17 protein-coding genes are annotated in these 25,712 nt (G+C 73.3%); 6 read left to right on the top strand and 11 right to left on the bottom strand.

Annotation, left to right across the window (positions count from 1 at the left end; all coding sequences use genetic code 11):
* Positions 1–66: 66 nt before the first annotated feature.
* Entirely contained in the window at positions 67–1,245 is a 1,179-nt protein-coding gene (locus tag ABTY56_RS10130) for a sensor histidine kinase (protein ID WP_350628042.1), read from the top strand.
* Entirely contained in the window at positions 1,242–1,907 is a 666-nt protein-coding gene (locus ABTY56_RS10135) for a response regulator (protein ID WP_350628044.1), read from the top strand. The genes ABTY56_RS10130 and ABTY56_RS10135 overlap by 4 nt, the downstream gene beginning before the upstream one ends.
* A gap of 95 nt (positions 1,908–2,002) precedes the next feature.
* Here ABTY56_RS10135 and ABTY56_RS10140 read toward each other — a convergent pair whose 3' ends face one another.
* From ABTY56_RS10140 to ABTY56_RS10175, 8 genes are all read right to left on the bottom strand, one after another.
* A complete protein-coding gene (locus tag ABTY56_RS10140; RefSeq protein ID WP_350628046.1) occupies positions 2,003–3,094 on the bottom strand; it encodes a hypothetical protein in 1,092 nt (363 codons plus the stop codon).
* 341 nt (positions 3,095–3,435) lie between these two features.
* Positions 3,436–4,071 (bottom strand): hypothetical protein, encoded by a 636-nt coding sequence (locus tag ABTY56_RS10145; protein WP_350628048.1) that lies wholly within the window; start codon positions 4,069–4,071, stop codon positions 3,436–3,438.
* A gap of 126 nt (positions 4,072–4,197) precedes the next feature.
* Positions 4,198–5,217: an N-acetylglucosamine kinase gene (locus ABTY56_RS10150; protein WP_350628049.1), complete on the bottom strand. Its 1,020-nt coding sequence runs from the start codon at positions 5,215–5,217 to the stop codon at positions 4,198–4,200.
* 148 nt (positions 5,218–5,365) lie between these two features.
* Positions 5,366–6,679, bottom strand: a complete 1,314-nt coding sequence (locus ABTY56_RS10155; protein ID WP_350628051.1) for a 6-phospho-beta-glucosidase — start codon at positions 6,677–6,679, stop codon at positions 5,366–5,368.
* A complete protein-coding gene (locus tag ABTY56_RS10160) occupies positions 6,679–7,596 on the bottom strand; it encodes a carbohydrate ABC transporter permease (RefSeq protein WP_350628052.1) in 918 nt (305 codons plus the stop codon). Before ABTY56_RS10160 ends, ABTY56_RS10155 begins: the two co-directional genes overlap by 1 nt.
* A 21-nt stretch (positions 7,597–7,617) precedes the next feature.
* Positions 7,618–8,634 carry a carbohydrate ABC transporter permease gene (locus tag ABTY56_RS10165; protein ID WP_350628054.1) on the bottom strand — a complete coding sequence of 339 codons (1,017 nt, stop codon included), beginning with the start codon at positions 8,632–8,634 and terminating at the stop codon, positions 7,618–7,620.
* Positions 8,635–8,662: 28 nt separating this feature from the next.
* Positions 8,663–10,018, bottom strand: coding sequence for an ABC transporter substrate-binding protein (locus tag ABTY56_RS10170; protein WP_350628056.1), 1,356 nt, complete (start codon positions 10,016–10,018; stop codon positions 8,663–8,665).
* 105 nt (positions 10,019–10,123) lie between these two features.
* Positions 10,124–11,314, bottom strand: a complete 1,191-nt coding sequence (locus ABTY56_RS10175) for an ROK family transcriptional regulator (protein WP_350628058.1) — start codon at positions 11,312–11,314, stop codon at positions 10,124–10,126.
* Between the two features lie 896 nt (positions 11,315–12,210).
* Between ABTY56_RS10175 and ABTY56_RS10180 the strand changes: the two genes are divergently transcribed.
* Complete coding sequence (locus tag ABTY56_RS10180; RefSeq protein WP_350628059.1) at positions 12,211–13,479, top strand: hypothetical protein; 1,269 nt, start codon at positions 12,211–12,213, stop codon at positions 13,477–13,479.
* Between the two features lie 128 nt (positions 13,480–13,607).
* Here ABTY56_RS10180 and ABTY56_RS10185 read toward each other — a convergent pair whose 3' ends face one another.
* The gene (locus ABTY56_RS10185) at positions 13,608–14,780 is read right to left on the bottom strand and encodes a mechanosensitive ion channel family protein (protein WP_350628061.1); all 1,173 of its coding nucleotides are present in this window, start codon (positions 14,778–14,780) and stop codon (positions 13,608–13,610) included.
* A 500-nt stretch (positions 14,781–15,280) separates the two neighbouring features.
* Here ABTY56_RS10185 and ABTY56_RS10190 point away from each other — a divergent pair, with 500 nt between their 5' ends.
* Positions 15,281–15,925 carry an HNH endonuclease gene (locus ABTY56_RS10190; protein WP_350628062.1) on the top strand — a complete coding sequence of 215 codons (645 nt, stop codon included), beginning with the start codon at positions 15,281–15,283 and terminating at the stop codon, positions 15,923–15,925.
* Between the two features lie 117 nt (positions 15,926–16,042).
* Here the strand turns inward: ABTY56_RS10190 and ABTY56_RS10195 are convergent, their stop codons facing one another.
* Positions 16,043–19,927 (bottom strand): beta-N-acetylglucosaminidase domain-containing protein, encoded by a 3,885-nt coding sequence (locus ABTY56_RS10195; RefSeq protein ID WP_350628118.1) that lies wholly within the window; start codon positions 19,925–19,927, stop codon positions 16,043–16,045.
* A gap of 453 nt (positions 19,928–20,380) precedes the next feature.
* Between ABTY56_RS10195 and malQ the strand changes: the two genes are divergently transcribed.
* Entirely contained in the window at positions 20,381–22,492 is a 2,112-nt protein-coding gene (gene malQ, locus ABTY56_RS10200) for a 4-alpha-glucanotransferase (protein ID WP_502893066.1), read from the top strand.
* Positions 22,493–22,638: 146 nt separating this feature from the next.
* Positions 22,639–22,866, top strand: a complete 228-nt coding sequence (locus ABTY56_RS10205) for a hypothetical protein (protein WP_350628064.1) — start codon at positions 22,639–22,641, stop codon at positions 22,864–22,866.
* A gap of 115 nt (positions 22,867–22,981) precedes the next feature.
* Here the strand turns inward: ABTY56_RS10205 and pepN are convergent, their stop codons facing one another.
* Positions 22,982–25,561 carry an aminopeptidase N gene (pepN, locus tag ABTY56_RS10210; protein ID WP_350628066.1) on the bottom strand — a complete coding sequence of 860 codons (2,580 nt, stop codon included), beginning with the start codon at positions 25,559–25,561 and terminating at the stop codon, positions 22,982–22,984.
* Between the last annotated feature and the right edge of the window lie 151 nt (positions 25,562–25,712).

Raw genomic sequence — 25,712 nt, forward strand, 5'->3', positions numbered from 1 at the left:
ACTGGCCCCGGGGATTACGCCCGCCGGCCAATGCGCCGCCGAACGGGGCGCGGCTACCATCGCGTCATGATCACCGAACCCCGCCCGCCGTTGCTCAGGCGCCTGCCGCCGGCCGTGTGGGTGGCGGCGCTCTGGACGGCCCTGGTCGTGTTCCGCTGCTTCACGCGTGAGGCCGAGCTGAGCCACCTGTTCAACTACTACGGCAATCCGGAGGACATGCCGCTGGTGGTCACCGCGGTGGTCACCACCCTGGTGGCGGCGCTGCTGGTCCGGCTGCCGCTGGTGGCCATCGTGGTGGCGCTCGTGGGCAGCATCTTCTCGCTGGGGATGCAGGGGGTCCCGGAGACGCCGGTGCTGCAGTTCCTGATCGCCGACGGAGTGGTCGGCTACTGCGCCGCCACCCGCTCGCGGCGCGTCTCGCTGAGCGCCCTGGGGCTGCCGGTCGCCACGGTCGCCGGGCTGCTGCTCTGGGGTGCCGTCCACGACTACCCCGTCAACCCGTTCGCCTACGCGGGATTCGCCGCGACCGCGCTGATCGCCTGGCTGGTCGGCAACACGGTGCACCAGACCCGCGCCCACACCGAGGCGCTGCGCGGCCGCGCCTCCGAGCAGGCCATCACCGCCGAACGACTGCGGATCGCACGCGAGTTGCACGACATGGTCGCGCACACCATCGGCATCATCGCGATCCAGGCCGGCATGGGCAGCCGGGTCATGGACACCCAGCCCGCCGAGGCCCGCAACGCGCTGGTCGCCATCGAGGCCACCAGCCGGGAGACGCTGGCCGGCCTGCGCCGGATGCTCGGCGCGCTGCGGGCCGGCGAGCAGGAGTCCGCACCGCTCGAAGTCGCCCCGGGGCTCGCCGAGTTGGACCGGTTGGTGGCGAACGGTGCGGGCGCCGGTGTCCGGGTCGCGGTGACCCGCGGCGGCGAGCCGCGCGCCCTGCCCGCCGACGTCGACCTCGCCGCCTTCCGGATCGTCCAGGAGGCGGTGACCAACGTGGTCAAGCACTCCGGTACCCGCGACTGCCACGTCACCGTCGACTACCGGCCGGACGAACTGGCGGTCACCGTCGTCGACTTGGGCGCCGGCCCGGCGACGCCGGCTCCCGGCACCGGCTACGGCATCGCCGGCATGCGCGAGCGGGTCGCCCTGCTGCGCGGCGAGTTCAGCGCCGGCCCGCGCCCCGAAGGCGGCTTCCGGGTCGCCGCCCGACTGCCGATCCCCGTGGAGGTGGGACCGTGATCCGCGTCGTTCTGGTGGACGACCAGCCGCTCATCCGCACCGGCCTGCGCGTGCTCATCGCCGACGCCCCGGACCTGGAGGTGGTCGGCGAGGCCGGCGACGGCGCCGAGGCCGTCGACCTGGTGGCCCGGCTGCGCCCCGACGTCGCGGTGATGGACATCCGGATGCCGAACACGGACGGCATCGAGGCCACCCGCCGGATCACCGCCGACCCGGACCTGCCCACCCACGTCCTCGTCCTCACCACCTTCGACGACGACGACTACGTGTACGGCGCGCTGCGGGCCGGCGCGAGCGGCTTCCTGGTCAAGGACCTCGCCCTGGAGACCATCCTGGACGGCATCCGGGTCGTCGCCGCCGGGGACGCGCTGATCGCCCCCGGCATCACCCGCCGCCTGATCGGCGAGTTCGCCGCCCGTCCGGACGGCGCCGGGGAGGCCCGGCAGCCCCGGCGGGCCGTCGCCGGGAGCGTCACCGAGCGCGAGCGCGAGGTGCTCACCCTGGTCGGCCGCGGCCTGTCCAACACCGAGATCGCCGAGGAGCTCACCATCAGCGTGGCCACCGCCAAGGCCCACGTCGCCCGGCTCTTCACCAAGCTCGACGCTCGCGACCGGGTCCATCTGGTCATCCAGGCCTACGAGTTCGGGCTGGTCAGCCCGTAGCGGCCGCTCGTGGCCGCTCGCGGCCGCTCCCGGGAACGCGAAGCGCCGGGGCGGGCCCGCACGGCCCGCCCCGGCGCCTCACCGCGCCCCGGGCGTCAGTGGACGATCGCGTGCGAGATCTGGCAGCCGCTGACCGCGTTCGACCAGGTGGCCTGCATGGCGAACGACCCGGTCGCGAAGGTCACGTTCTGCGCGCCGCCGGTCCCGCCGGTGCCGTTCCAGGCGCACTTGTCGGCGTTCTCGTACCCGGTCGAGTCGGTCCAGCCGCCGGCCGGGTTCTGGTCGGTGACGGTCTCCGAGTACTCGTGGCCGTACACGATGGTCACGCCGTCGAGCGTGCCCGCACTGCCGCTGTTGACGTAGTTCTGGCCGCAGGAGGCGCCCATGTCCGTCACGTACGGGTCGTTGGTGAACGCCACGTCGCCGTACGGGGACGGGGCGGCGCCGCCGGTCAGCGTGGTGTCGCCGTTCCAGTCGTGCCAGGCGCAGAAGCCCCCGCTCGGCGTGTTGAAGCCGTCCGGGTGCGTGCCGGTGGGCGAGAGCACCACGTACTGCGCGTTGCGGTTGGACGCGGCCGTGGTGTTGCCGAAGTGCCCGGCGGCCTTCACGGCCTCGGCGGCCAGCTGGTTGCCGGTGGCCTGGCCCGGGGCGGCGGCCGAGGAGTCCACCCAGACGCCGGCCAGCGCGCCGCCGGTCGGGTAGCCGACGTGCGTGGCGGTGGCCGGGCAGCTGCTCGCGCCCTTGGCGACGCCCTCGCAGTACTGCGTCATGACGCCGGACCAGGTCTCGTTGTTGGTCCCGAGGCCCTTGAACAGCTGCTGCGCGCGGACGGCGATGCCCTTCGGGTCGCCGGTGAGGGTGGTGTTGCCGTTGGCGTCGGTGCCCTGGGTGCCCCACTGGGTGCCCCAGAAGACCAGGTAGACCTTGGGGGCGCCGGTGGTGACGCCGATGCCGTCCACGGCGCCGCCGTACTTCAGGTTGTTGGTCCGGGCGGCGGCGGAGTTGCCCGCCTCCTTGGACGGGTGGACGCCGTGCCGGTACGGGTGGGACTTTCCGGCGAACTCGCCGCCCGGCTGGTCGGCCTGGGCGGCCGGAGCGGCGGCGAGACCGGTGACGGCGAGGGCCAGCGCGCTGAGCCCGGTCAAGGCCCGGAGCCGCATCCGGCGGGAGGTGGGGGAGATGCCCATCGTGAGGGTTCCTCTCTCGCGCCGACCGCACCCGGGTGGGGACGCGGCGGCGCTGTGGGGGGACGAGCGGGGCGACGACGGCAGGCCGGAGCAGCGGGCCGCCCGTCAGGGGCGGTCGGCTGAGAGGGGATGGGGGACCGGTACACCGTCGACCGCCGGAAGCAAAGCAGAGCCGCCGAAACCGGGTCAACGAGGCTGAGAGTAAGACCAGCCCCAAGGGCGGCCCATGCGGAGGTATGGAAGGTCAAAAGTCCCCAGCTGCAGGGATGCTGACGCGCGTAGCTCAGCCGAATGTCAACAGTTGCGAGGAGGTTCTACACCGTATTCCGCCGCTGCCTGCCCTACGGCCCCTCGACCTCGCCGATCCGCATGATCCGCCCGTGGGAGTCCAGCACCACGTCGTAGGCGTTCCCGTGGCACCCGTACGGGGCGGCCGGGTCCCGTTCGGCCAGGCAGTCGTCGAGGTGGGCGATCAGTTCCGCCAGCGGGACCGCCCTGGCCGGGTCGCCGTGCGGGCGGTCGACCAGGGTCGCCGTCACTCCGGCCGCCGCGAAGCCGTAGTGGACGGGCGTGCCGGTGGGGGTGTAGCGGGCGGGGTCGCAGGTGTGGCGGGCCGGCTGGGCGGTGACCGTGGCGGGGCCGGCGGCGACGACGACGAGGACCTCGTGGCCCGGGCGCTCCGCGGGCGCCGGGCACTCGGGGGCCGGAACGGACGGGGCCGCGAGGGACGGGTCGGCCGCGGACGGATCGCCGGCGGACGGGTTGTCCGCGGGGGAGTAGGCCTCCTCCGCTTCCTCCTCCTCGCCCAGGAGTTCGTCGTCCTCGTCCAGCAGGTCGTCCGCCGCCTCGTCGGCGACCGCCGCGGCGGAGGCGGCGGCCACCGTCGGGCCGGAGTCGGCGGGGGTGCAGCCGGTGAGCGCGGCTGCGGTGCCACAGGCCAGCAGGGCGGCGGCGAGGAGGTTGCGGGGCACGGCCATGGCACCAGTCTCCCCGGGCGGCGGCGGTCGCCGGTACTCGGGTCGTACGAGGACGACCGGGAGCGCGGTTCCCTCCCCCGCCGGATGTGCGGATCCGACAGAGGAGGGAAGTTCGTTGACGCCTGGTCAGGCGGCGACCGGCCGTGGCCCCTCGTAGGCCTCGCGCAGCCGGGCCTGCGCCTCCGCGCCCGCCTGCAGGTGGTCCAGGCCGAGCAGTGCCGCGCCCAGCACCGGCGGCGCGACGACGACCCGGGGTTCGGCCAGCGGCGCGGCCCGCGCGAGTCGGGCCTTCAGGTTGTCGAGCAGCAGCGGCTGCTCGGAGGCGAGCACGCCGCCGCCGAGCACCACCGGGGTGGGGGAGTCCAGCAGGTCGAGGCGTCTCAGGGCGACCACCGCGAGCCGGACGATCTCGTCGGCCTGGCGGTCGATCAGTTCCAGGGCGACGGCGTCCCCGTCGCCCGCGACCGCGAACAGCACCCGGACGAGTTCGTGCAGCCGGTCGCCCGACAGGTGTCCGAGGTGGACGGCTTCGGCGACGGCGCCGGCACTGGACAGGCCGAAGTGGTCGGCGATCGCGCGGGCGAGGGCGGTCGGCCCGCCGCGGCCGTCCTCGGACCGTACGGCGTGCCACATGCTGGTGATGGCGAGGCCGGAGCCGCCGCCCCAGTCGCCGGTGAGTTCGCCGAGGGCGGGGAAGCGGGCGGTGCGGCCGTCCGGCAGCAGGCCGACGCAGTTGATCCCGGCGCCGCAGACGACCGCGACGCCGCGCGGGCCGTCGGTGCCGGCCCGCAGCAGGCCGAAGGTGTCGTTGACGACGGTGTTGGTGGCGCCCCAGGGGTGGGATTCGAGGGCGTCGAGCAGGGCCTGTTCCTCGACCGGCAGGTCGGCGTTGGCGAGGCAGGCGCTCACGTGGTCGGTGAGCACGCCGCTCCAGGTCGGGTGGCCGGCCTCGGCTGCGGCCTGCCGGACGAGCGGGGCGAGGCCGGCGACGGCTGCGGCGCCGCCGATCCGCTGGGGTGCGAAGCCGCCGCCGCGGGCGGTGCCGAGGACGGTGCCGTCGACGCCGATCAGGGCGACGTCGGTCTTGGAGTTCCCCGCGTCGATGGCGAGGACGCCGGGCAGGAGTGGTTCGGGCTGGTGGGTCATCGGGTCCCCGCGGCTCGTACGTGGCCCGGCCGGGAAGTCATCGGCCGGGGATGCCCGGCCGGGAGTCGGCGGCCGGGGGTGGACGGTCTCCTCGCGGTGCCCGGCCCGCGATGTCCTGAGGAACGCGGGCGGGGCACGGCGGGCCAGGTCAGGCCCAGGCGAGGTGCTCGCGGTTGTGGGCGAGCAGTCGGTCCGTGAGCCGGTCGGCGAGTTCGATCTGGCCGACCAGCGGGTGGGCGAGCAGTGCGTCGAAGACCCGGTCGCGCCCGCCGTGCAGCGCGGCGTCCAGGGCGAGGTGCTCGTACGCGGTGACGGCGGCGACGAGGCCGGCGTACAGCGGCTCCAACGGGCGCTGCGGCAGCGGGCGCACGCCGCCGGCGTCGACCTCGGCGGGCACCTCGATGACGGCGTCGTCCGGCAGGAAGGGCAGCACGCCGTCGTTGCGGGTGTTGACGACCTGGACGGAGGTCCCGCCGCCGGTGCCGAGCAGGGCGGCGATCAGCTGGACGGCGGCCTCCGAGTAGAAGGCGCCGCCGCGCTTGCCGAGCAGTTCGGGCTTGGTGTCCAGGGTCGGGTCGGCGTACAGCGCCAGCAGCTGCCGCTCGATCTCGGCGACCTGCGCGGCCCGCGAGCCCTGTTCCCTGAGCTCGGCGACCACCGCGTCGTGCTGGTAGAAGTACCGCAGGTAGTAGGACGGTACGACGCCGAGCCGCTCGATGACGGCCCGCGGCAGGTGCAGGTCCTCGGCGATCTCCTTGCCGAAGCCGCCGAGCAGCTCCGGCAGCACCTCCCGCCCGCCCGCCGCGCCGGGGGCGTCCAGCAGGGTCACCCCGCGTTCCCAGGTGAGGTGGTTGAGCCCGACGTGGTCGAGCCGGACCAGCTCCGGGTCCACCCCGAGGTGCGCGGCGAACTTGCGCTGGAAGCCGATGGCGACGTTGCAGAGCCCGACGGCCTTGTGGCCGGCGGTCTGCAGGGCCCGGGTGACGATGCCGACCGGGTTGGTGAAGTCGACGATCCAGGCGTCCGGGTTGGTGCGGCGCACCTGCTCGGCGATGTCCAGCACCACCGGGACGGTGCGCAGCGCCTTGGCGAGCCCGCCTGCGCCGGTGGTCTCCTGCCCGACGCAGCCGCACTCCAGCGGCCAGGTCTCGTCCTGGTCGCGCGCCGCCTGCCCGCCGACCCGCAGTTGGAGCAGGACGGCGTCGGCGTCCGCGACGCCCGCCGCCAGGTCCGTGGTCACCGTGACGGCCGCGCCGTGCCCCTGCCTGGCGAAGATCCGCCGGGCGAGGCCGCCGATCAGTTCCAGGCGTTCGGCGGCCGGGTCGATCAGCACCAGCTCGCCGACCGGCAGGGTGTCGCGCAGCCGGGCGAAGCCGTCGATCAGCTCCGGGGTGTACGTCGAACCCCCGCCGACGATGGCGAGCTTGAGCGCGGCGGCTCCGGACGTCTTCGGTGCGGACATCAGCCCTTGACCCCTGTCAGTGTCACGCCTTCGATGAAGGCCTTCTGAGCGAAGAAGAAGAGGATGATCACCGGCGCCATCACCAGCAGGGTGGCGGCCATGGTGAGGTTCCAGTTGGTGTGGTGGGCGGCCTTGAAGGACTCCAGCCCGTACGAGAGGGTCCAGGCCTCGCGGTTGTTGCTGGCGTAGATCTGCGGGCCGAAGTAGTCGTTCCAGCAGTAGAAGAACTGGAACAGCGCGACGGCGGCGATGGCCGGCTTCGCCATCGGCAGGACCACCCGCAGCAGGGTGCGCAGGTCGCCGCAGCCGTCGATCCGGGCGGCCTCGATGTACTCCCTGGGGATGGTCATCAGGAACTGGCGCAGCAGGAAGATGGAGAACGCGTCGCCGAAGGCCATCGGGATGATCAGCGGCCAGAGCGAGCCGCTCATGCCCATCTGCTTGGCCCAGAACAGGTACATCGGGATGACGGTGACCTGCGGCGGCAGCATCATCATCGCGATGACCGCCATCAGTGCCAGGTTGCGGCCCCGGAAGCGGAACTTGGCGAGTGCGTAGGCGACCGGCAGGCTGGAGACGACGGTCAGCAGCGTGCCCGCGCCGGCGTAGAGCAGGGTGTTGCGCCACCAGGTGAGGAAACCGGGGGTGTTCCACACCTTGCCGTAGTTGCCCCACTCCCAGTGGGTGGGCCAGTAGTCGGTGGTGAGCGCCTGCTGGTCGTCCATCAGCGAGGTGAGCAGTACGAAGACGAAGGGCAGCAGGAAGAACAGCGCGGCGGCGATGGCCAGCGAGTGGACGGCCACCCAGTGGAGCAGGGCGCGGCGCCGGGCGGCCCGGGCCGCGGGACTGCCGGGGCGGGCGGGGCGGGCGGAGCCGGTCGGGGCCGGCGCCTCGGTGAGCGTGTTGCCGAGAGTCATGATCAGTTCCTCACTGGCCCGTTAGTCGTCGCTCGCCATGAAGCCGGACCGGCGGCGGAGCAGGATCGAGGTGACGGCCATCGAGACGGCGAACAGCACCAGGGCGACGACGCAGGCCGCGCCGTAGTTGAAGCGCTGGAAGCCGAGGTTGTAGACCATCTGCGGCAGGGTCCAGGTGGAGCCGCCCGGGTAGCCGGGCTCGAACTGCTGGCCGGAGTTGCCCGCGATGCCGCTGGCGACCTTCCCGGCGACGATCGCCTGGGTGTAGTACTGCATGGTCTGGATCACCCCGGTGACCACCGCGAACATGATGATCGGCGAGATGTTCGGCAGCGTGACGTACCGGAACCGCTGGAACGGGCCGGCCCCGTCCAGCTCGGCCGCCTCGTACTGCTCCCTGGGGACGTCCAGCAGCGAGGCCATGAAGATGACCATCAGGTCGCCGACGCCCCACATGGCGAGCAGGGTGAGCGCGGGCTTGGACCAGTCCGGGGAGGCGAACCAGCCGGGCTGCGGCAGGCCGAGCTCGCCGAGCAGGTGGTTGACCGGGCCGGTGCCGGGGTTGAACAGGAAGGCGAAGGCCACGGTCGCGGCCACCGGCGGGGCCAGGTACGGCAGGTAGAAGGCGGTGCGGAAGAAGCCCGCGCCGGTCTTGACTTTCGTGATGAGCATCCCGATGCCGAGGCCGAAGGCGACCCGCAGGCCCACCATGACGACGACCAGCCACAGGGTGTTGCGCAGGCCCTGCCAGAACATCGGCAGCTGGTCGAGGACGTAGTCCCAGTTCTTGAGGCCGTTGAAGGTCGGCTGGCCGAAGCCGTTGTACTGGGTGAAGGAGAAGTAGGCGGTGGAGACCAGCGGGTAGACGAAGAAGACGCTGAACCCGATCAGCCAGGGGGAGAGGAAGGCGAGGGTGCGGGCCGCCTCCCGGCGGCGCTTCCGGCGCAGCAGGTGCTGCGTGGAGGGCGCCGTCGGGTCGGTCGGTCCGGTGCCGGCCTTGTCGCCGCTTCCCTTGCGGGTGCCGAACGCGAGTGACATGGGAGCTCCGTGGGCCGTTCGCGGGCGCTTACTTGGCCTGGGCGATGTCGGTGTCGATCTGCTTGGCGGTGGCCGCCAGGCCGGCCTGGAGGTCGGTCTGCTTGCCGGACTCGTAGTCGTAGCCGAGGTTCTGCAGGGAGCTGATGTAGCCGCTGCCGTTGACGGCCGACGGGGTGGTGCCGGAGTGGGGGTTCTTGGCGATGTCCAGGAAGGTCTTGACGTTGTCGTCGCTGACCAGCTTCGGCGAGTCGAGCGCGGCGAAGGTGCTCGGCACGTTGTGGATCGCGTTGGCGAAGCCGACGACCGCGTCGGTGTCGGTGGTCAGGTACTTGACGAACTCCCAGGCGGCGGTCTGCTTCTTGCTCGTGCTGGCGATGCCGACGATGGTGCCGGTCTGGTAGCCGCGGCCGTAGGTGTCGGCCTGGTCGTCCGGGACGGGGAACGCGGCGGTGGCCCACTCGAAGTCGGGCTTGTTCGCGGCCAGCGAGGCGGTGCGCCACTCGCCGTCCATGGCCATCGCGACCTGGCCGGTGTGGAAGGGGTTCTTGGCGCTGAACTCCTCGCCGAAGGTCGCGCGGTACTTCTCCAGCTTGTCGTAGCCGCCGAGCTGGTCGACCAGGCCCTTCTGCCACTGGAGCATCGCGGCGACCTTCGGGTCGGTGGCGAGGTTCGACTTGCCGTCGGGGCCGAAGTAGGTGGGGCCGTACTGGCCGAGGTAGTGCTCGGTGGTGGACTCGTAGCCGTGGTACAGCGGCATGAAGCCGAGCTGCTTGTACGAGTCGCCGTCGGCGACGGTCAGCTTGGCGGCGTCCGCGGCGAACTCGCTGAAGGTCTTGGGCGGGTTGGTGATGCCCGCGGCGGCGAAGGCCTTCTTGTTGTAGTACAGGCCGTACGCGTCGCCGAGCAGCGGCAGCGAGCACTGGTTGCCCTGGAACTGGGTGTAGTTGAGCATCACGGCCGGGAAGGTCTTGGCCGCGTCGATGCCGCTCTTCTGGAGCAGCGGCTTGAGGTCGACGAAGGCTTTGGTCGAGCAGAACATGCCGACGTTGTTGGTGGTGAAGGAGGAGACCACGTCCGGCGCGTCGTCGCCGCCGGCCCGCAGGGCCTGGTTGACCTTGTCGTCCGGGATGTTGCCCACGGCCTTGACGTGGATGTTGGGGTGGGCCTTCTCGAAGGCGGCGATGTTGTCGTTGATCGCCTTGGTCTCGTTGTCCTGGCTCCAGCCGTGCCAGAAGGTGATGGTGACGTCCTTGCCGCTGGCCGAGTCGTCGTTGCCGCCCGAGTCGCTGGAACCGGTGCAGGCGGTGGCGAGCAGGGCCAGGACGGCGCTGCCGGCGACGGCGGCGATCGTGCGGCGGCCTCTGCGGGAGGTGGTGGCGTGCACTGGGAGGTCCTCCTGGAAGTGCGCGGGCAGGCGTCGTCGCCTCGGGGCCCGCGTTCGGGGGTCGGGGAGAAGTGGGTGCGGGGGGAGCGTCGGTGGGCGGGAGCGTCAGTGGGTGGAGAAGACCGCCTCGCGGGCGTCCGACAGGGCGCGTTGCAGGGCGCCGAGCAGGACGGGGGAGCCGGGCAGGGCGCTGCTCCTCACCTCCGGCCGGGCGATGGAGAGTCTGGCCAGTTCGTCCTCGACCAGCGCGCGCAGGCGTTCGCCGCCCGCGCTCGGCACCGCGCCGGAGAGGACCACCAGCTGGGGGTCGACGACCGAGACGATCACGGTCAGCCCGACGGCGAGCCGCCCGGCCAGCGCGGTGAGGAAGGCGTCGCCGGCGCCCGGGGTGGCCAGGGCCTTGGCGATCGACTCCTCGGCGGTGGGCGCGCCGAGCCCGTGCTCGCGGGCCAGCGCCCGGACGGCGGGTGCGCCGACCAGGGCCTGGTACCCGCCGAAGTTGCGGCGGCGGGAGTCCCACTCGACCGGGGAGTCGGGCACCGGCATGTAGCCGACCTCCCCGGCGCCGCCGGTGAAGCCGCGGTGCAGCCGCCCGGCGATCACGATCGCGGCGCCGACGCCCGCCTCGGCCCAGAGCAGCACGAAGTCCTCGAAGCCGGCCGCCGCACCGGAGGCCTGCTCGGCGACGGCGGCCAGGTTCACGTCGTTCTCGATCGACACCGGCGCGCCGATCGCCTCGGACAGCTCCTCGACCAGCCGCGGCGAGTGCCACCCCGGCAGGTGGGAGGCGTAGCGCAGCTTGCCGGTGACCGGGTCGGGGGCGCCGCCGACGCCGATCGCGACGGTGCGCAGGCTGCCCTCGGCGAGCCCGGCGGCCCGGACCGCCTCGGCGACGGCGGAGGCGACCCTGGGGACGGTCTCGGCGGCCGGCACCCCCTTGGTGGTGACGGTGTGCTCGACCAGCGTGGTGCCGGTGATGTCGGCGACCGCGACCCGGATCGCGCTGTTGGTGACGTCCAGGCCGGCGACGTACCCGGCGGCCGGATTCACCTGGTACAGCTGCGCGTTGGGCCCCGGACCGCCCGCCGTGGTGCCGACCGGCAGGACCAGCCCGGCCGCCTCCAGCCGGGCCAGCAGCTGGGAGGCGGTGGGCTTGGAGAGCCCGGTCAGGGTGCCGATCTGGGTGCGGGAGAGCGGGCCGTTCTCCAGCAGGAGTTCGAGGGCGGCGCGGTCGTTGATGGCCCGCAGGAGGCTCGGAGTGCCGGCGAGGGGGGCCTTGGCGGTGCTCTTGGTCATGCCCGGAATCCTCCTCTTTCGGCTGGTCGGGGTTGCCGCCGGGGGACGTCGGGGTGACTCTCGGGCGGCGTCCGTACCGACGGGTGCGAGCTTCGGGCGAACTGTTAGGAAACTTTCCAGTCGCTTGGGAAGGACCGTAAGGGCCGTGTCAGCGGGGTGTCAATGGCCGGTGGAACGGAGGATGCCGAAGCGTTACCGGGCAGCACGGAGCCCCACCCCACGGCGCCGGGGGCGGGGGTAAGCCGCTCAGTCGCCAAAAGGGAAACCTCGGATCAAGTGTGCTGCCCCTCCTTGAGCAAGGAGGGGCAGCGTACTTATGGGCGAAATAATCGAAGAAGACGGGAATTGTGATGCCGCCCCTCGGCACACCGAGGGGCGGCATCGATAGAAGCAGTCAGCGTAGCGAAATGAGGGAAAGTCGCCTCTCGGGCGATCACGAGCGGAGGAAGCAGGGAGGAGAAGAGGGGCGCCGACCTCCGATGGTGAGGCGGCGGCAGCAGAAGTATCGGTCGACAGCGACGCCCATGGCGCACTGAGGGTCCCCGTCGACCGCTTCTGCCCGGCCGAAGCGGCAACGGCAGTGCCCGGCCCTCATGCGCAGGAAGTCGGCCGGACCGACTTCCTGCCTATGAGGTGGCACGCGACCTGCGTGTACAACCAGCTGCTGCGCTTCCGCCAGACCGAACTGCGCCGCGACGATCTGACGCCCAGCGAGCGCGCGAGCTTCCGGAGCGCCTATGACGAGGGACTGCCGGCCGTCCGCTACCTCATGCGCGAACTCGAACTCCTGCGGGATCACTTCACCGCCCACGGGGTGGAGCTGCTGGCCGACCTGCGCCGGGCAGACCGACCAGCTGTAGTGCCACTCTGGGCTCAGCCGAACGACGGAGGGTCACGTGCTGAATCACCTCATCACTCACGACGACGACCTGCGGATGGTCCCCGCCGACCGGAACGAGCTGACCGTCGCCGTCGGCCGACTCCACAAGGACCTGCAGGACCTTCCCGAGGGGGCCGACCCTGCTCGTACCCGGGTCCTGACCAGGTGGATCGGCATCGGCCGGATGTGCTTGGGCCACCACGAGGAGGCCCGCAGGTTCCTCCGGCAGTCGCTCGACCTGGCCGCGGCGATCGGCAACACCCGGGCCGTCGTCGCCACCGGACTCAACCTCGGCGACGCGCATCGCTACGCCGGTGACGTGCGGACCGCGGACGCGCTCTACCGCAGTGCCCTGAGCACCGCGCGAGGCCGGCACCCGGAACTGGTCGACTTCGCGCTCCAGCACACCGGAAAGCACCTGATGGAGCGCGGCGACCTCGCGGATGCCCAGGCCCATCTGCAGGAAGCGCTGCGGCTGCGGATCGCCAAGGGGGATGCCGGGCTGGTCGAGTCCACGCAGGCCGCACTCTCCCGAGTGGAGATGCTGATCGGTCAGGCCGACGCGTCGGCGGCGGGCAGCGCGGCACCGAGCCGGTGGAGCGGTCAGTGGACTTCATGGCTCCGGTCCCGCACCACGGCCCGGAGGCCGGACCGGTGGGCAGAGGACTTCCCCACTCTCCGGGACGCCGTGCGCGGGCTCACCGCACACCAGCGCGTGCACCCGCGTCACCTGCGTGATCAGTCGTTCCCCGCTGAGCTGGTCGCCGCCATGGCGGAGGAGGCCGAGAGGGTCGTAGCCGCTGACGGATACCTCCACAACGGCAAGTGGAACGCGCCTGTAGGCGTCGCCGCGAACCGGTTCGCCGCACAGATCGATCTCGCCGCAGTCGTGGCAGGGTCCACTGGCCTGGACGTCGAGCAGCCGCACACCGCCGTCTACATCGCCTACCGGGAGGAGGGGCAGTTCCTCGACTTCCACGTCGACGAGTCCGGCTTCGGTGAGGCCAACCTGATCCTCTGCCTAGAGCACGTTCGCCCCACCGGTGCGCCCAGGGCCAGCACCACCGTGTTCATCGACGCCAACGGCTATCTCGAATGCGATCTCGACGTGGGTGACTGCGTCGTGTTCGACGGCGCGCTCACGCCGCACGGCCGGACGCCGCTCGGCGCCGGCGAGAGCGTCACCCTCATCAGCTTCGGCTTCCGCGCGCATGATCAGGCTCTGCGTACGCTCACGAACCTTCCGCCGGTCCCTCGGCAGGGAAAGCGCATTCAGCCGATCTGATCCCCCCGTCCCGCTCCCTGCCGATCGACGCGCACCCTGCCGATCGACGCGCACCCTGCCGATCGACGCGCACCCCGCCGCCGCCGACCGCCGGGGGCGGGGCTCTCGTCCGTTCTCGCGGGTGGGGTCTACGGCTCCGGCCTCGGCAGCGGGATCGGCTCGGTCGCCTTGAACCGGGCCGAGTTCGGGTCGGCGAAGGCGGACGGCGCCCCCGGCTCGGCCGCGGGGGCCTGCGTCGGAGCGATCACCGCGGCGGCCACGGCGGCGGCCGCCGCGGCCGCCGCCGTCGGGGCCTCCTCCTTGACCTTGATCCCGGCCCCGTCGAAGGCCACCTTGAGCCGCTGGCGCAGCGCCCGGGAGACGGCCGCCGACTTGCCGGGCGCGGTCCGGGCCTCGACCCGCAGCATCAGGGAGTCCGCCGCCACCGACTCCACGCCCAGGATCGACACCGGCGCCCAGACCAGCTCGTCGTACGGCGTCTCCTTGGCCAGCTCCTCGGCGGTCTGGTGGATCAGGTCCTCGACCCGCAGCAGGTCCTCCTTGTACGCGACCTGGACGTCCACCGAGGCCGTCGCCCAGCCCTGGCTCATGTTGGCGATCCGCTTCACCTCGCCGTTGCGGATGTACCAGATCTCGCCGTTCGCGCCGCGCAGCTTGGTCACCCGCAGGCCGACCTCCAGCACCGTGCCGGTGGCCACCCCGGTGTCGATCTCGTCGCCGACGCCGTACTGGTCCTCCATGATCATGAAGACTCCGGAGAGGAAGTCGGTGACCAGGTTGCGGGCGCCGAAACCGATCGCCACACCGGCCACACCGGCGCTCGCCAGCAGCGGCGCCAGGTTCACCCCCAGCGCGGAGAGCACCATCAGCGCCGCCGTGCCGAGGATCGTGAAGGAGGCCACGCTGCGCAGCACCGAGCCGATCGCCTCAGAGCGCTGCTGGCGCCGCTCCGGGTTCACCACCCCGGTGTTGGCCAGCAGCCCGCCCAGCCGGCTCTCCTCCTGGTGCTCCGGGTTGCGCGCCATCCGCCCTATCAGCTGGGTGATCAGCTTGCGCACCACGGCCCGCAGCACCATCGCGAGCACCACGATGAAGACGATCCGCAGGCCCGAGGCCAGCCAGCTCTGCCAGTGCGTGTCGAACCAGCTGGCGGCCTGCTTGGTGGTGTCCGAGACTTCCTGCGCGCTGGTCGGGATCCGCAGGTCCAGGTTCGGCAGCTGCCCGGTGGGGCTGGGGGTCGGCGTCGGGACGGAGGGCGTCGGGGACGCGTCGGACAGACCGGTGGCGCCGGAGCTGAACACGTGCGGACCTTCCTTGCTGGTGGCGTGGCGGGCCCGCACCGCCGGCAAGCGGCCCGCGGACCGTGCGCCTTAGCCTATCCGCCGCCGAGCGCCCGACCGGACACGCCGGACGCCGTCCGCCGCCTCGCGGGAAGCCGCCCACGGGCGTACGGACCGGCCCGGACGCCCCGTCAACGCCCCGGTGCGCTCCCCCGGGACCCCGGCCCGGAAGCCGCTCCGACCCGGCCGGACACTGCTCCGACCGGCCGATCCGTCCCCCGGCAGAGCCGTCGGCCGGGCCCGGGCGGCACCCGGGTGCCGCCCGGGTGCAACCCGACCTTCCCCGGGCATACCGGTTATGACAGAGACCACACCCGGAGTTCACGTCAGGTCCGTTACACAGGAGTGGTGGCGCCGTACAAAGGCGTAAGGCGACACTGGGGGAGATCGCGCACTCGTTGTGCGATCCAACCGCTCGTCCCGGCGCGAGCCACGCGCCGCAGGCGTCCAAGGAGGCATCCGTGCCGCATGTCCTGGTCCTCAACGCGTCCTACGAGCCACTCGGCGTCGTATCGATGCGCCGCGCACTCATCCTGGTCCTCAACCACAAGGCGGTCAGCCTGGAGGACTCGGGAGTCACTCTGCACAGCGCCACCAGCGCCCTTCCGGCGCCGTCCGTCGTCCGTCTGACCCGCTTCGTCCGGGTCCCGTTCTGCGGGCCCGTCCCGCTCACCCGCCGGGCGCTGTTCGCCCGCGACCACGGCCGCTGCGTCTACTGCGGGGCCGCCGCCACCAGCGTCGACCACGTGATCCCGCGCAGCCGGGGCGGCCAGCACCGGTGGGACAACGTGGTGGCAGCCTGCCGCCGCTGCAACCACACCAAGGCCGACCGCCACCTCACCGAACTCGGGTGGCGGATGAAGCGTCCACCCGCACCGCCCAGCGGACTCGCCTGGCGGATCATCGGCACCGGCATCAAGGATCCGCGCTGGCGCCCCTACCTGGAACCCTACGGCGGCGGCGACCAGCTGCGCGCCCCGCAGTGGGGCGAGTACGAGCACCACGACCATACCGAGCTCAACCACTCGGTCCCGATCGGCCGGGCGCACGGCGCCCACTCCACCCCCGTCCGCCGCGGCGAGCAGCCCGAACCGCTCTCCGCCTGACCGAAGCGACACAAGGGCTCGCCCGTCACACCGTCGGTACGCGCCTCATGGGCCGCCGCGCCCCCCGCAGCGGGGAGCACGGCGGCCCGCCGCCGTCCTTCGGGGGCCGCGGGCCGGCTACGGCTTCGCGGGCGCCGCCGGAGGGGCTGCGGGGGGAGCGCTCGGCGCACCGCCCGGCTGTCCCGGCTGCCCCGGCTGTCCCGGCTGCGCGGGCTGGCCGGCCGGCGGCTGCGGCTGGGCCGGCGGGGTCACCGCGTACAGCTCGACGCCCCACAGCGAGTAGCCGTACTTCGTCGCCCGCGCCACGCCCTGGACCCGGACGAACCGGACGCCGGGCGCGTCGAAGCGCACCGTCTCGTCGCCGCCCTTGCCGTTGTCCACCGTCGCCGCGTCCGTCCAGGAGTTCCCGTCCGCAGAGACCTGGATCTTGTACGAGGCGGCGTACGCGGCCTGCCAGTGCAGCACCGCCGCGCCCAGCCTGGTCGCCTGCGGCAGCTCCAGCCGCACCCAGGCGTCGTCCTTGGCCGGCGAGGACCAGCGGCTCTTCGGATCGCCGTCGGTGACCGCCGAGGCCGGGAAGTTCGCCGTCTCGTCGCCGGAGGAGGTGGCCTTCGCGCCGAGCGCCAGGTCCGCCCCGCCGGTCGGCGGCACCACGTGCACCTGGAGCACCTGCTTGACGGTGGTCGCCCCGGCCACGAACTGCACCGGCACCTGGTACGTCCCGGACGGCGTGCCCGGCGCGGCGCCGACCAGCAGCGGAACGCCCACCCGGCCGCCGCGCGGCACGGTCACCGGGCCGGCCGGGGTCACGGTCAGGCCCTTGGCGGCGGCCGGCACCTCGGCACGCAGTTCCCCGGTGGTGCCCTCGGGGCGGCCGGCCTCCACGGTGGCCTGGGTCTTGACGGGCGCGGCCGCGCCGGTGACCACGTCCAGGGCCGGGTCGGAGAGGCTGAGGCGGGCCGCCGGGGCGTCCGCGTACCAGGGGATCACCTGGTTGACCACCGGCGGGTCGCCGCCGGGCCGCCAGGTCAGCCGGAACGCGTCGGCCACCTGCCCGCCGGCGGGCAGCTCGTTGTAGCCGGGCACCACGGTGCCGATGTCCGCCCAGGTGCCGTCGGCGCGGCGCACCGCGACGGTGGCGGTGGCGCGCACGCCCGGGTCGGTCAGCACGGTGAGCCGGTCCAGCGGGCGGGCGGCGCCGAGCTCCACGGTCAGCGGCTCGTCCTGCGCGGTCGGCGCCTTGGCGGCCCGGTACGCGGTGTCCGGGTTGCCGTCCAGTACCGCGGCGGCGGAGGAGCCGGGCAGCGCGGCGGGCCCGCCGGTGACGCTCGCCGGGGACTCGTCCGGGGCGGTGACGGTGAACTCGCGGACCGCGACGGCGGTCTTCTGCGCGGCGGTGGCCCGCAGCCGCACCGCCCGGACGACGGTGCCCGGCGGGAGCTGGGCGCTGACCGTCTTCTGGTTCTTGACGACGGCGAGCTGCTTCCAGCCGCCCTCGCCGGTGGAGTACTCCAGCACGCCGTCGCGGATGTAGTCGTCCACGGCGGTCCGGGCGTCCGGGCCGTTGCCCCAGCTGCCCATCAGCACCGTCACGCCGCTGACCGGGCGGCCCGCGCCGAGGTCCAGGCCGATCGCGTCGCCGGGCTGCGGGGGAGCGGAGCTCCAGTAGAAGGTGTCCGCCACGCCGTCGGTCATCAGCGCGGGCAGGTGGTCCTGCGCGGTGCCCAGGGTGGTGGTCGCGGTGACCCCGCCGCCGACCACGCCCGCCCAGGTGTCGGCGGCGCGGACGGCACGGTCCAGGAACGGGCCGAGCACGCCGGCGCCGACGGTGGCCGGGGCCCGGTCGAGCTGCTCGCGCAGCCGGTTGAGCTCCACCCGGGCCTTCCAGGCGGCCGCGCCGTCGCCGCCGTGCTGGGCCAGCAGCATGTTCAGCGCGGCCTGCCCGGCCAGCCCGTAGTCGCGCAGCGGGCCCAGCCAGGGCGCGGCCTCGCCGGCCAGCTGGGCGGTGGCCGGGGTGCCGGCCAGGGTCTGCTGGGCGGTGGCCATCGCGGCGAAGGCGTCCCGCAGCGGGGCGGCGGCCTCTATCAGCCTGGTGAGGTCGGGGGCCGCGCCGGAGGTGGGTTCGGCTGCCGCCCAGAAGCGGTCGAGCAGCGGCGTGAGGTAGCCGGACTCCTGCTTGGACAGCGGGGAGGAGGTGCTGTTGCCGGCCAGCGCCGTGACGGCGGGCAGCGCCGTCCCGGCGGGCGTCGCGGCGGCGCCGGTCGGCCCGGCCAGCGTGCGCACGGCCGCCTGCCAGGACTCGTCCGGCTTGTAGCCGACGGGGTTCCAGGCGAAGTCGCCGGCCGTGGCGATGGCTATCCGGGAGGCGACCGGCTGCTGCATCGCGCCGGTCAGCATCACCGCCGAGCGGGTGGCCACCCCCGGGTCGCGCCCGGTGTAGGCGCCGAGGAAGAGCCGGTCCGGGTTGGCGTCGTTGACCGGGTAGTTGTCCATGGTGACCAGCGGGTGCCCGTACAGGTCGGCGGTGTCGGAGGCCTGTGCGGCGGTGATCTTCTCCGGGATCACCCCGACCCCGCTCCAGGCCACCTGCACGCCCGCCGGCAGCGCCGCGGCCAGCGCCTTGCGGTACGGCGTGGCGCCCTGCTGGTGGTACTCGGTCGGGACGACGGACAGCGGCGCCAGCCCCGGGTTCTTGGCGATCAGCCGGTCCTGCACCTTCTTCACCAGCTCGGCCTGCGCCTTGGCGGCCGCGGCGGGCCCGGTGCCGTAGTCGTCGCGGTCGTCGTCGCAGTGCCACTCGTCGTAGCTGACGTCCAGGAACTGCAGCTGGAAGGCGGTGAAGCCGAGCTTGCGCAGCCCGTCCAGCTTGGCCACCAGCGCGTCCACGTCCTTGCCGGAGCTGAAGCAGAGGGACTGCCCCGGGTCGATCGCGTAGCCGAGCGTCACGTGGTTGCGCCGCGCCCGGTCGGCCAGCTCGCGCAGTTCGTCCGCCTGCGCGGCCGGGTAGGCGCTGCGCCAGCGGGAGAGCCGGTACGGGTCGTCACCCGGGGCGTAGAGGTAGAAGTTCTGCTTGGAGCGGCCGAGGAAGTCGACCTGGTCCAGCCGCTGCTGCGCTGTCCACGGGGTGCCGTAGAACGCCTCGGCGGTGCCCCGCACCGGTGCGCCGCTCGGCCAGTCCCGCAGCGTGATCCCGGGCAGGCCGAGCCCGTTGGCGCCCGCCGCCTGCCCCTGCCCGGCCGGCACGGCGGCGAGCAGCTGGCGCAGGCTCTGCGCGGCGTAGAAGGTCCCGGTGGTGTCCGTGCCCGCCAGCACCACGGCGCCGTACGTCCCGCCGCCCTGGGCGGGCAGCTGACCGGCCGACAGCACGTACCCGCCGGCCGGCAGGTTCGCGGTCGAGGGCGCGGCGCCCCCCTTGCCGCCGGCCGCGGCGCTCAGCTGCCGCAGCACCCGGTCGACCTCGCCGTCGGCGCCCTCGGAGGGCCCGCCGACGTACACCACCAGCGAGCCGGCGGCCGGCGTCCCGCCGTCCGCCTGCGGCGTCACCTCGGTCGCCCCGGCGACGTCCAGCACCTCACGGACGGCCAGCACCGCGCCGATGTCGGCCTTCGGCGAGGCCACCAGCGTCACGGCGCCGGGCACCACGACCGCCTTGCCCGCCACCGTCTGCTCCTGCGGCCGCGGGAACACCTGAGGGTCGGTCACGCTCCCCAGCGGCGTCTGCGGCGCGGTGGACACCACGTCCGGCCCCGGCGTGGCCGCGTACGCCGACGGCAGCGGCCCGGCCAACAGCCCGCCGACCACCGCCGCGGCCGCGACCCCGGCCGCGATCTGCATCGCCCGCCGCCCGGGACGCCCGGCCGCGCGCTCCGCCCGCACCGAGGCCAACAGCGGCTCCGTCCCCTTGAGGTCGGCGATCAGCCGGTCCGCCGTCCGGGGCGCCAACTGACGGCACGTCCGCGCCGTCGCCCGCCGCGCGACCAGCGCCGCCGGGTGCTGCAGCACCTCCCGCAACGCCGGACTCTGCTCCAACTGAGACCGCAGCCGCCGCCCGGCTGCGACGGACACTCGGGCTTGCACAGGAGCCTCCTCGCCAGGCCAGGACCACAATGCGAGCAACCCCACCAGGTACCCAACCCGGTGTCAACGCCGCCGACGGCTATGCCGACCTTGCCCCGATTCATCCCCCGGCCGGGACCGCTCGCCGCACCAGCCGCCGACCCGGCCCCGACGCCCCGGATCGACGGTGTGAGGTGCGGCGATGCGTCAGCCGCGGCCGGGGAAGGGGGAGCGGGGCGGCATGGACACGGTCCGTCACCGAAGGGTCACCGGTTCCGGTGCGACGGACCGTCCGATCCACCGCGCGCCCGCCGTGTCGCGCAGCGTCGTCGGGCGGTTACCCGGGTAGGACTTGGGGAGTCCTGACCGGGCGTAGCCGAGACATCGCAGGAGCCGCGAGTGGCCGCTTACCACGACAGTGACGGAGCCGAGCAGGTACCGGCGCAGGATGCCCCGCCGCCGCCCGCCGAACTGGTGGCGCTGGCACAGGCGTACGGGGTGGACACCCGGCATCCGGGGCCGGGCGGACAGGCGGTGGGGGCGCGGACGCTGGTCGCCGTGCTGGCGGCACTGGGGGTGGCGGCCGGGACGCCGGAGGAGGCGCGGGAGGCGCTGGAGCGTCACCGGGCCGAGCAGCGCGCCCGGTTGCTGCCGCCCACCGTGGTGGTCCGGCAGGGCCGGCGCACCGCCCTGGACGTCCCGGCGGACGCCCGGCTGCACGTGGAGCTGGAGGGCGGCGGGAGTTGGGAGCTGCCGTGCGGGCACTCGCACTGGCTGCCCGCCGACCTGCCCCTCGGGCGGCACACCCTCAAGGCGGAGTCCGACGGCACGAAGGCCGAAGCGGCGCTGATCGTCGCCCCGCAGGAAGTCCCCCGACTCCCGGGCCGCAGCTGGGGGTTCCTCGCGCAGCTGTACTCCGTCCTGTCCGACCGCTCCTGGGGCATGGGGGACCTCGGCGACCTCGCCGAACTGGCCCAGTGGGCGGGCGCCGACCTCGGCGCGGGCTTCGTGCAGATCAACCCGCTGCACGCAGGGCTCCCCGCCACTCCGTCCGACCCGTCCCCCTACCGCCCGTCCTCCCGCCGCTTCGCCGACCCCGTGCACCTGCGGATCGAGGCCGTCCCCGAGTACGGGTACCTGACCGCGGAGCAACGACAGCGGGCCGAGGAGCTGACCCGCCGGGCGGCCCGCCTGCGCGACGAGGTCCTCGGGCACGACGGCCTGATCGACCGCGACGCCGTCTGGGCGCTCAAGCGCGAGGCCCTGGAACTGCTGCACGAGGTGCCGCGCGGGCCCGGCCGGCAGGCCGCGTACGAGGCGTTCCGGCGCCGGGAGGGCGAGTGGCTGCGCCGGCACGCCCTGTGGAACGCCCTGGCCGAGGTGCACGGTGCCGACTGGCACCACTGGCCGAAGGGCCTGCGTCACCCGGACGGCCCACACGTCGAGCAGGCGGGCAAGGAGCTCGGGGAACGGGTCGAGTTCCACCACTGGCTCGCCTGGCAGGTCGACCAGCAGCTCGCCGACGCCCAGCGCGCCGCCCGCGAGGCCGGCATGCCGGTCGGCCTGATCCACGACCTCGCCGTCGGCGTCCACCCGGACGGCGCCGACGCCTGGGCCCTCCAGGACGTGCTGGCCGGCGGCATCTCGGTCGGCGCCCCGCCGGACGCCTTCAACGCCCACGGCCAGGACTGGGGCCTGCCGCCCTGGCGCCCGGACGCTCTCGCCGAGGCCGGTTACGCCCCGTACGCGGAGCTGCTGCGGTCGGCCGCCCGGCACGCGGGGGCCCTGCGCATCGACCACGTCATGGGCCTGTTCCGGCTCTGGTGGGTGCCCGCCGGCCACCTGCCCACCGAGGGCGCGTACATCCGCTACGACGCCGAGGCGATGCTCGGCGTGCTGGCCCTGGAGGCGCACCGGGCCGGGACGGCGGTGATCGGCGAGGACCTCGGCACGGTCGAGCCGGGCGTCCGGGAGGAGCTGGCGGCGCGCGGCGTGCTCGGCACCTCCGTCCTGTGGTTCGAACGGGACTGGCAGGCCGGCGGCGGCATCCTGGCCCCGAACCGCTGGCGGCCGGGCTGTCTGGCCACCCTCACCACCCACGACCTGCCGAGCACCGCCGCCCGGCTCTCCGGCGAGCACGTCGAGCTGCGCCACCGGCTCGGCCTGCTGGCCCGGCCGCTGGGTGAGGAGCAGGAGGAGGCGGCCGGGGAACTGGCGGACTGGCGGGCCGAGCTGGCCGCGCAGGGGCTGCTCACCCCCGGCGAGCCGCTGTCGATGCCCGTGCTGTACCGCTTCCTGCGGGCGACCCCGGCGGAGCTGGTCGGCGTCTGGCTGCCGGACCTGGTCGGGGACCCTCGCCCGCAGAACCTGCCGGGCACCTGGGACCAGTACCCGAACTGGCGCCTCCCGGTCGCCGACGGCGCCGGCGCCCCGGTCACCCTCGACCGCCTCGCCGCCACCCCCGCCGCCCGCCTCCTCGCCCACCTCCTCGCCCCACCGAAGCCGCACTGACCGCGGGAGCCCGACCCGCCGCGCGCGGCCTCCGCCCGCGCGCGGCCACCGTCGGCCTCCGCCCGCGCGGCCACCCGCAGCCGCCCCACCCCCACCAGGCCGACCCCGACGCGCGCCGTCCCATAAGCGGCGGGTAAGTTGGAAACGTGGACAAGAGGAACGCTTTGCGAGCCGGCGCGGTCTCCGCAACGGTCACGCTGATGATGCTGCTGTCGTCGCCCGCCATGGCCTACACCAGGGACGACGGCGATGACCCCGGTTCCGGCCTGAGCCTCGGCCAGACCCTCGGCCTGTACGTGTTTCTCCCGATCGTTCTCTTCGTGGTGATCGGTGCCCTGGCCGGCCTGCCCTACGGCAAGACCAAGAAGAAGTAACCACCCCGCGCACAGCGTCCACCCGGACGCCGCGCACCGTCCACCCGGACCCGCACAACCCCGAAGGGGCGCCGGACGATCCCGTCCGGCGCCCCTTCGTGCGGTCTGCGCCTCGTCAGCGAGCGCCCGCAGCGCGGTCGGCCGCCTGGGCCTTGAGCGCGCGCTCGATCCCGGCCCGCGACTCGACGACCTGGCGGCGCAGCGCCGGCGCCGGCTCGGCCGAGGCCAGCCAGGCGTCGGTGGCCTCCAGCGTCCCGGCCGTCACCTGCAGCGCCGGGTACAGCCCGATGATGATCTGCTGCGAGATCTCGTGGCTGCGGGTCTCCCAGATGCCCTTGACCGCCGAGAAGTACTTCTCCGCGTACGGCGCGAGCAGCTCGCGCTGGTCGGACTGCTGGAAGCCGGCGATGACGGCCTCCTGGACGTAGTTGGTCAGCGTGTCGGACTCCACCACCGACGCCCAGGCCGCGGCCTTGGCCTCGGCGGTCGGCCGGGCGGCGCGGCAGGTGGCCGCGTGCTCCTGGCCGGCGGCGGTGTTGTCCCGCTCGAGCTCGGCCGCGATCGCGGCCTCGTCCGCCCGGCCCGTGGCCGCGAGGCGGGAGAGCAGCGTCCAGCGCAGCTCGGTGTCCACCGCGAGGCCCTTGATCTCGACCGAGCCGTCCAGCAGACCGGCGAGCAGTCCGAGCTGACCGTCCGTGCGGGCGACCGAGGCGAGGGCACGGGCCCAGGCCAGCTGGTGGTCGCTGCCGGGCTCGGCGGCGCGCAGGTGCTCCTCGGCGGCGGCGGCCCAGCGGGAGAGGCCCTCCTCGCGCCAGTCCGGGTCGGCGTACGCGTCGAGGGCGAGCTTGACTTGGCGCTGCACGGACTGCACGACGCCGATGTCGGATTCGCGGCCGATGCCGGAGAGTGCGAGCGACAGGTAGTCGCGGGCGGCGAGTTCGCCGTCGCGGGTCATGTCCCAGGCGGAGGCCCAGCACAGCGCGCGGGGGAGCGACTCGGTGAAGCCGCCGAGGTGCTCGGTGACGACGGCCATCGAGTCCTCGTCGAGCCGGATCTTGGCGTACGACAGGTCGTCGTCGTTCAGCAGCACGACGGCCGGGCGGTGACGCCCGACCAGCTCCGGCACCTCGGTGCGCGGGCCGTCGACGTCCAGCTCGATCCGGTCGGTGCGCACCAGGGCGTCGCCGTTCAGCTCGTACAGGCCGATCGCGATGCGGTGCGGCCGCAGCACGGCCTCGCCCTTGGCGCCGGCGGGCAGCGCGGGGGCCTCCTGCAGCACGGCGAAGGACTCGATCTCGCCGTCGGTGTTCAGCGTGATGGCGGGCCGCAGCACGTTGATGCCGGCGGTCTCCAGCCAGGACTTGGACCAGGCCTTGAGGTCGCGGCCGCTGGCTTCCTCCAGGGCGCCGAGCAGGTCGCTGAGCCGGGTGTTGCCCCAGGCGTGACGCTTGAAGTAGGCCTGCACGCCCTGGAAGAAGGCGTCCTGGCCGACGTAGGCCACCAGCTGCTTGAGCACCGAGGCGCCCTTGGCGTAGGTGATGCCGTCGAAGTTGACCTGGACGTCCTCCAGGTCGTTGATGTCGGCCATGATCGGGTGGGTGGACGGCAGCTGGTCCTGCCGGTAGGCCCAGGTCTTCATCTGGTTGGCGAAGGTGGTCCACGACTGGGGCCACTTGGAGCCGGGGGCCTCGGCCTGGCAGACGGCCTCGGCGAAGGTGGCGAAGGACTCGTTCAGCCAGAGGTCGTTCCACCACTCCATGGTGACGAGGTCGCCGAACCACATGTGGGCGAGCTCGTGCAGGATCGTCGCGGCGCGGGCCTCGTACGCGGCGTCGGTGACCTTGGAGCGGAACACGTACTGGTCGCGCAGGGTGACGGCACCCGCGTTCTCCATCGCGCCGGCGTTGAACTCCGGGACGAACAGCTGGTCGTACTTCGCGAACGGGTACGGGAAGTCGAACTTCTCCTGGAAGTAGTCGAAGCCCTGCTTGGTGACCTCGAAGATGGCCTCCGGGTCCAGGAACTCCCGCAGCGAGGGCCGGCAGTAGACGCCCAGCGGCACCTTCTGCTCGCCCTTCTCGTAGCTGTCGAAGACGCCGACGTACGGGCCGGCGATCAGCGCGGTGATGTAGCTGGAGATCCGGCCGGTGGGCTCGAACTTCCAGACCTGGGTGTCATCGTCGCCGACGGGGGTCGGGGTCGGCGAGTTGGAGACCACGACCCAGCCCTTCGGGGCGGTCACGGTGAACGTGAACGCGGCCTTCAGGTCGGGCTGTTCGAAGGTGGCGAAGACCCGGCGGGCGTCCGGCACCTCGAACTGGGTGTACAGGTAGGTCTCGCCGTCGACCGGGTCGACGAACCGGTGCAGGCCCTCACCGGTGTTGGTGTACGCGCAGTCGGCGACGATCCGCAGCTCGTTCTCGGCGGCCAGGTTCGGCAGCGGGATGCGGCTGTCGGCGAAGCTCGCCGGGTCGAGCGACGCGCCGTTGAGGGTGATCTCCTCGACGCTCGGGGCGACGAGGTCGATGAAGGTGTCCGCGCCGGGCGTGGTGGCGGTGAACCGGACCACGGTGGTGGACCGGAAGGTGCCTCCCTCGCGGGCCGAGCCCAGGTCGAGCTCGATGTCGTACGCGTCCACGCGGAGGAGATCGGCCCGGGTGCGGGCCTCCTCGCGGGTCAGGTTTGTGCCGGGCACTCGCTGCACTCCTTTGTCAGACGGATGTTCCGAATCCTCGCATGTCCAACGCATGGGCCCGCCGAGAATTCACCGGTGGGGCACACGGGCGGGGCGGGTACCGGCTGTTCGCCCGTACCCGCCCCGCCCGTGTGCTGTCGTGGCCTCGACG

It is taken from the genome of Kitasatospora sp. NPDC097691 (assembly GCF_040302665.1).
GTDB lineage: Bacteria > Actinomycetota > Actinomycetes > Streptomycetales > Streptomycetaceae > Kitasatospora.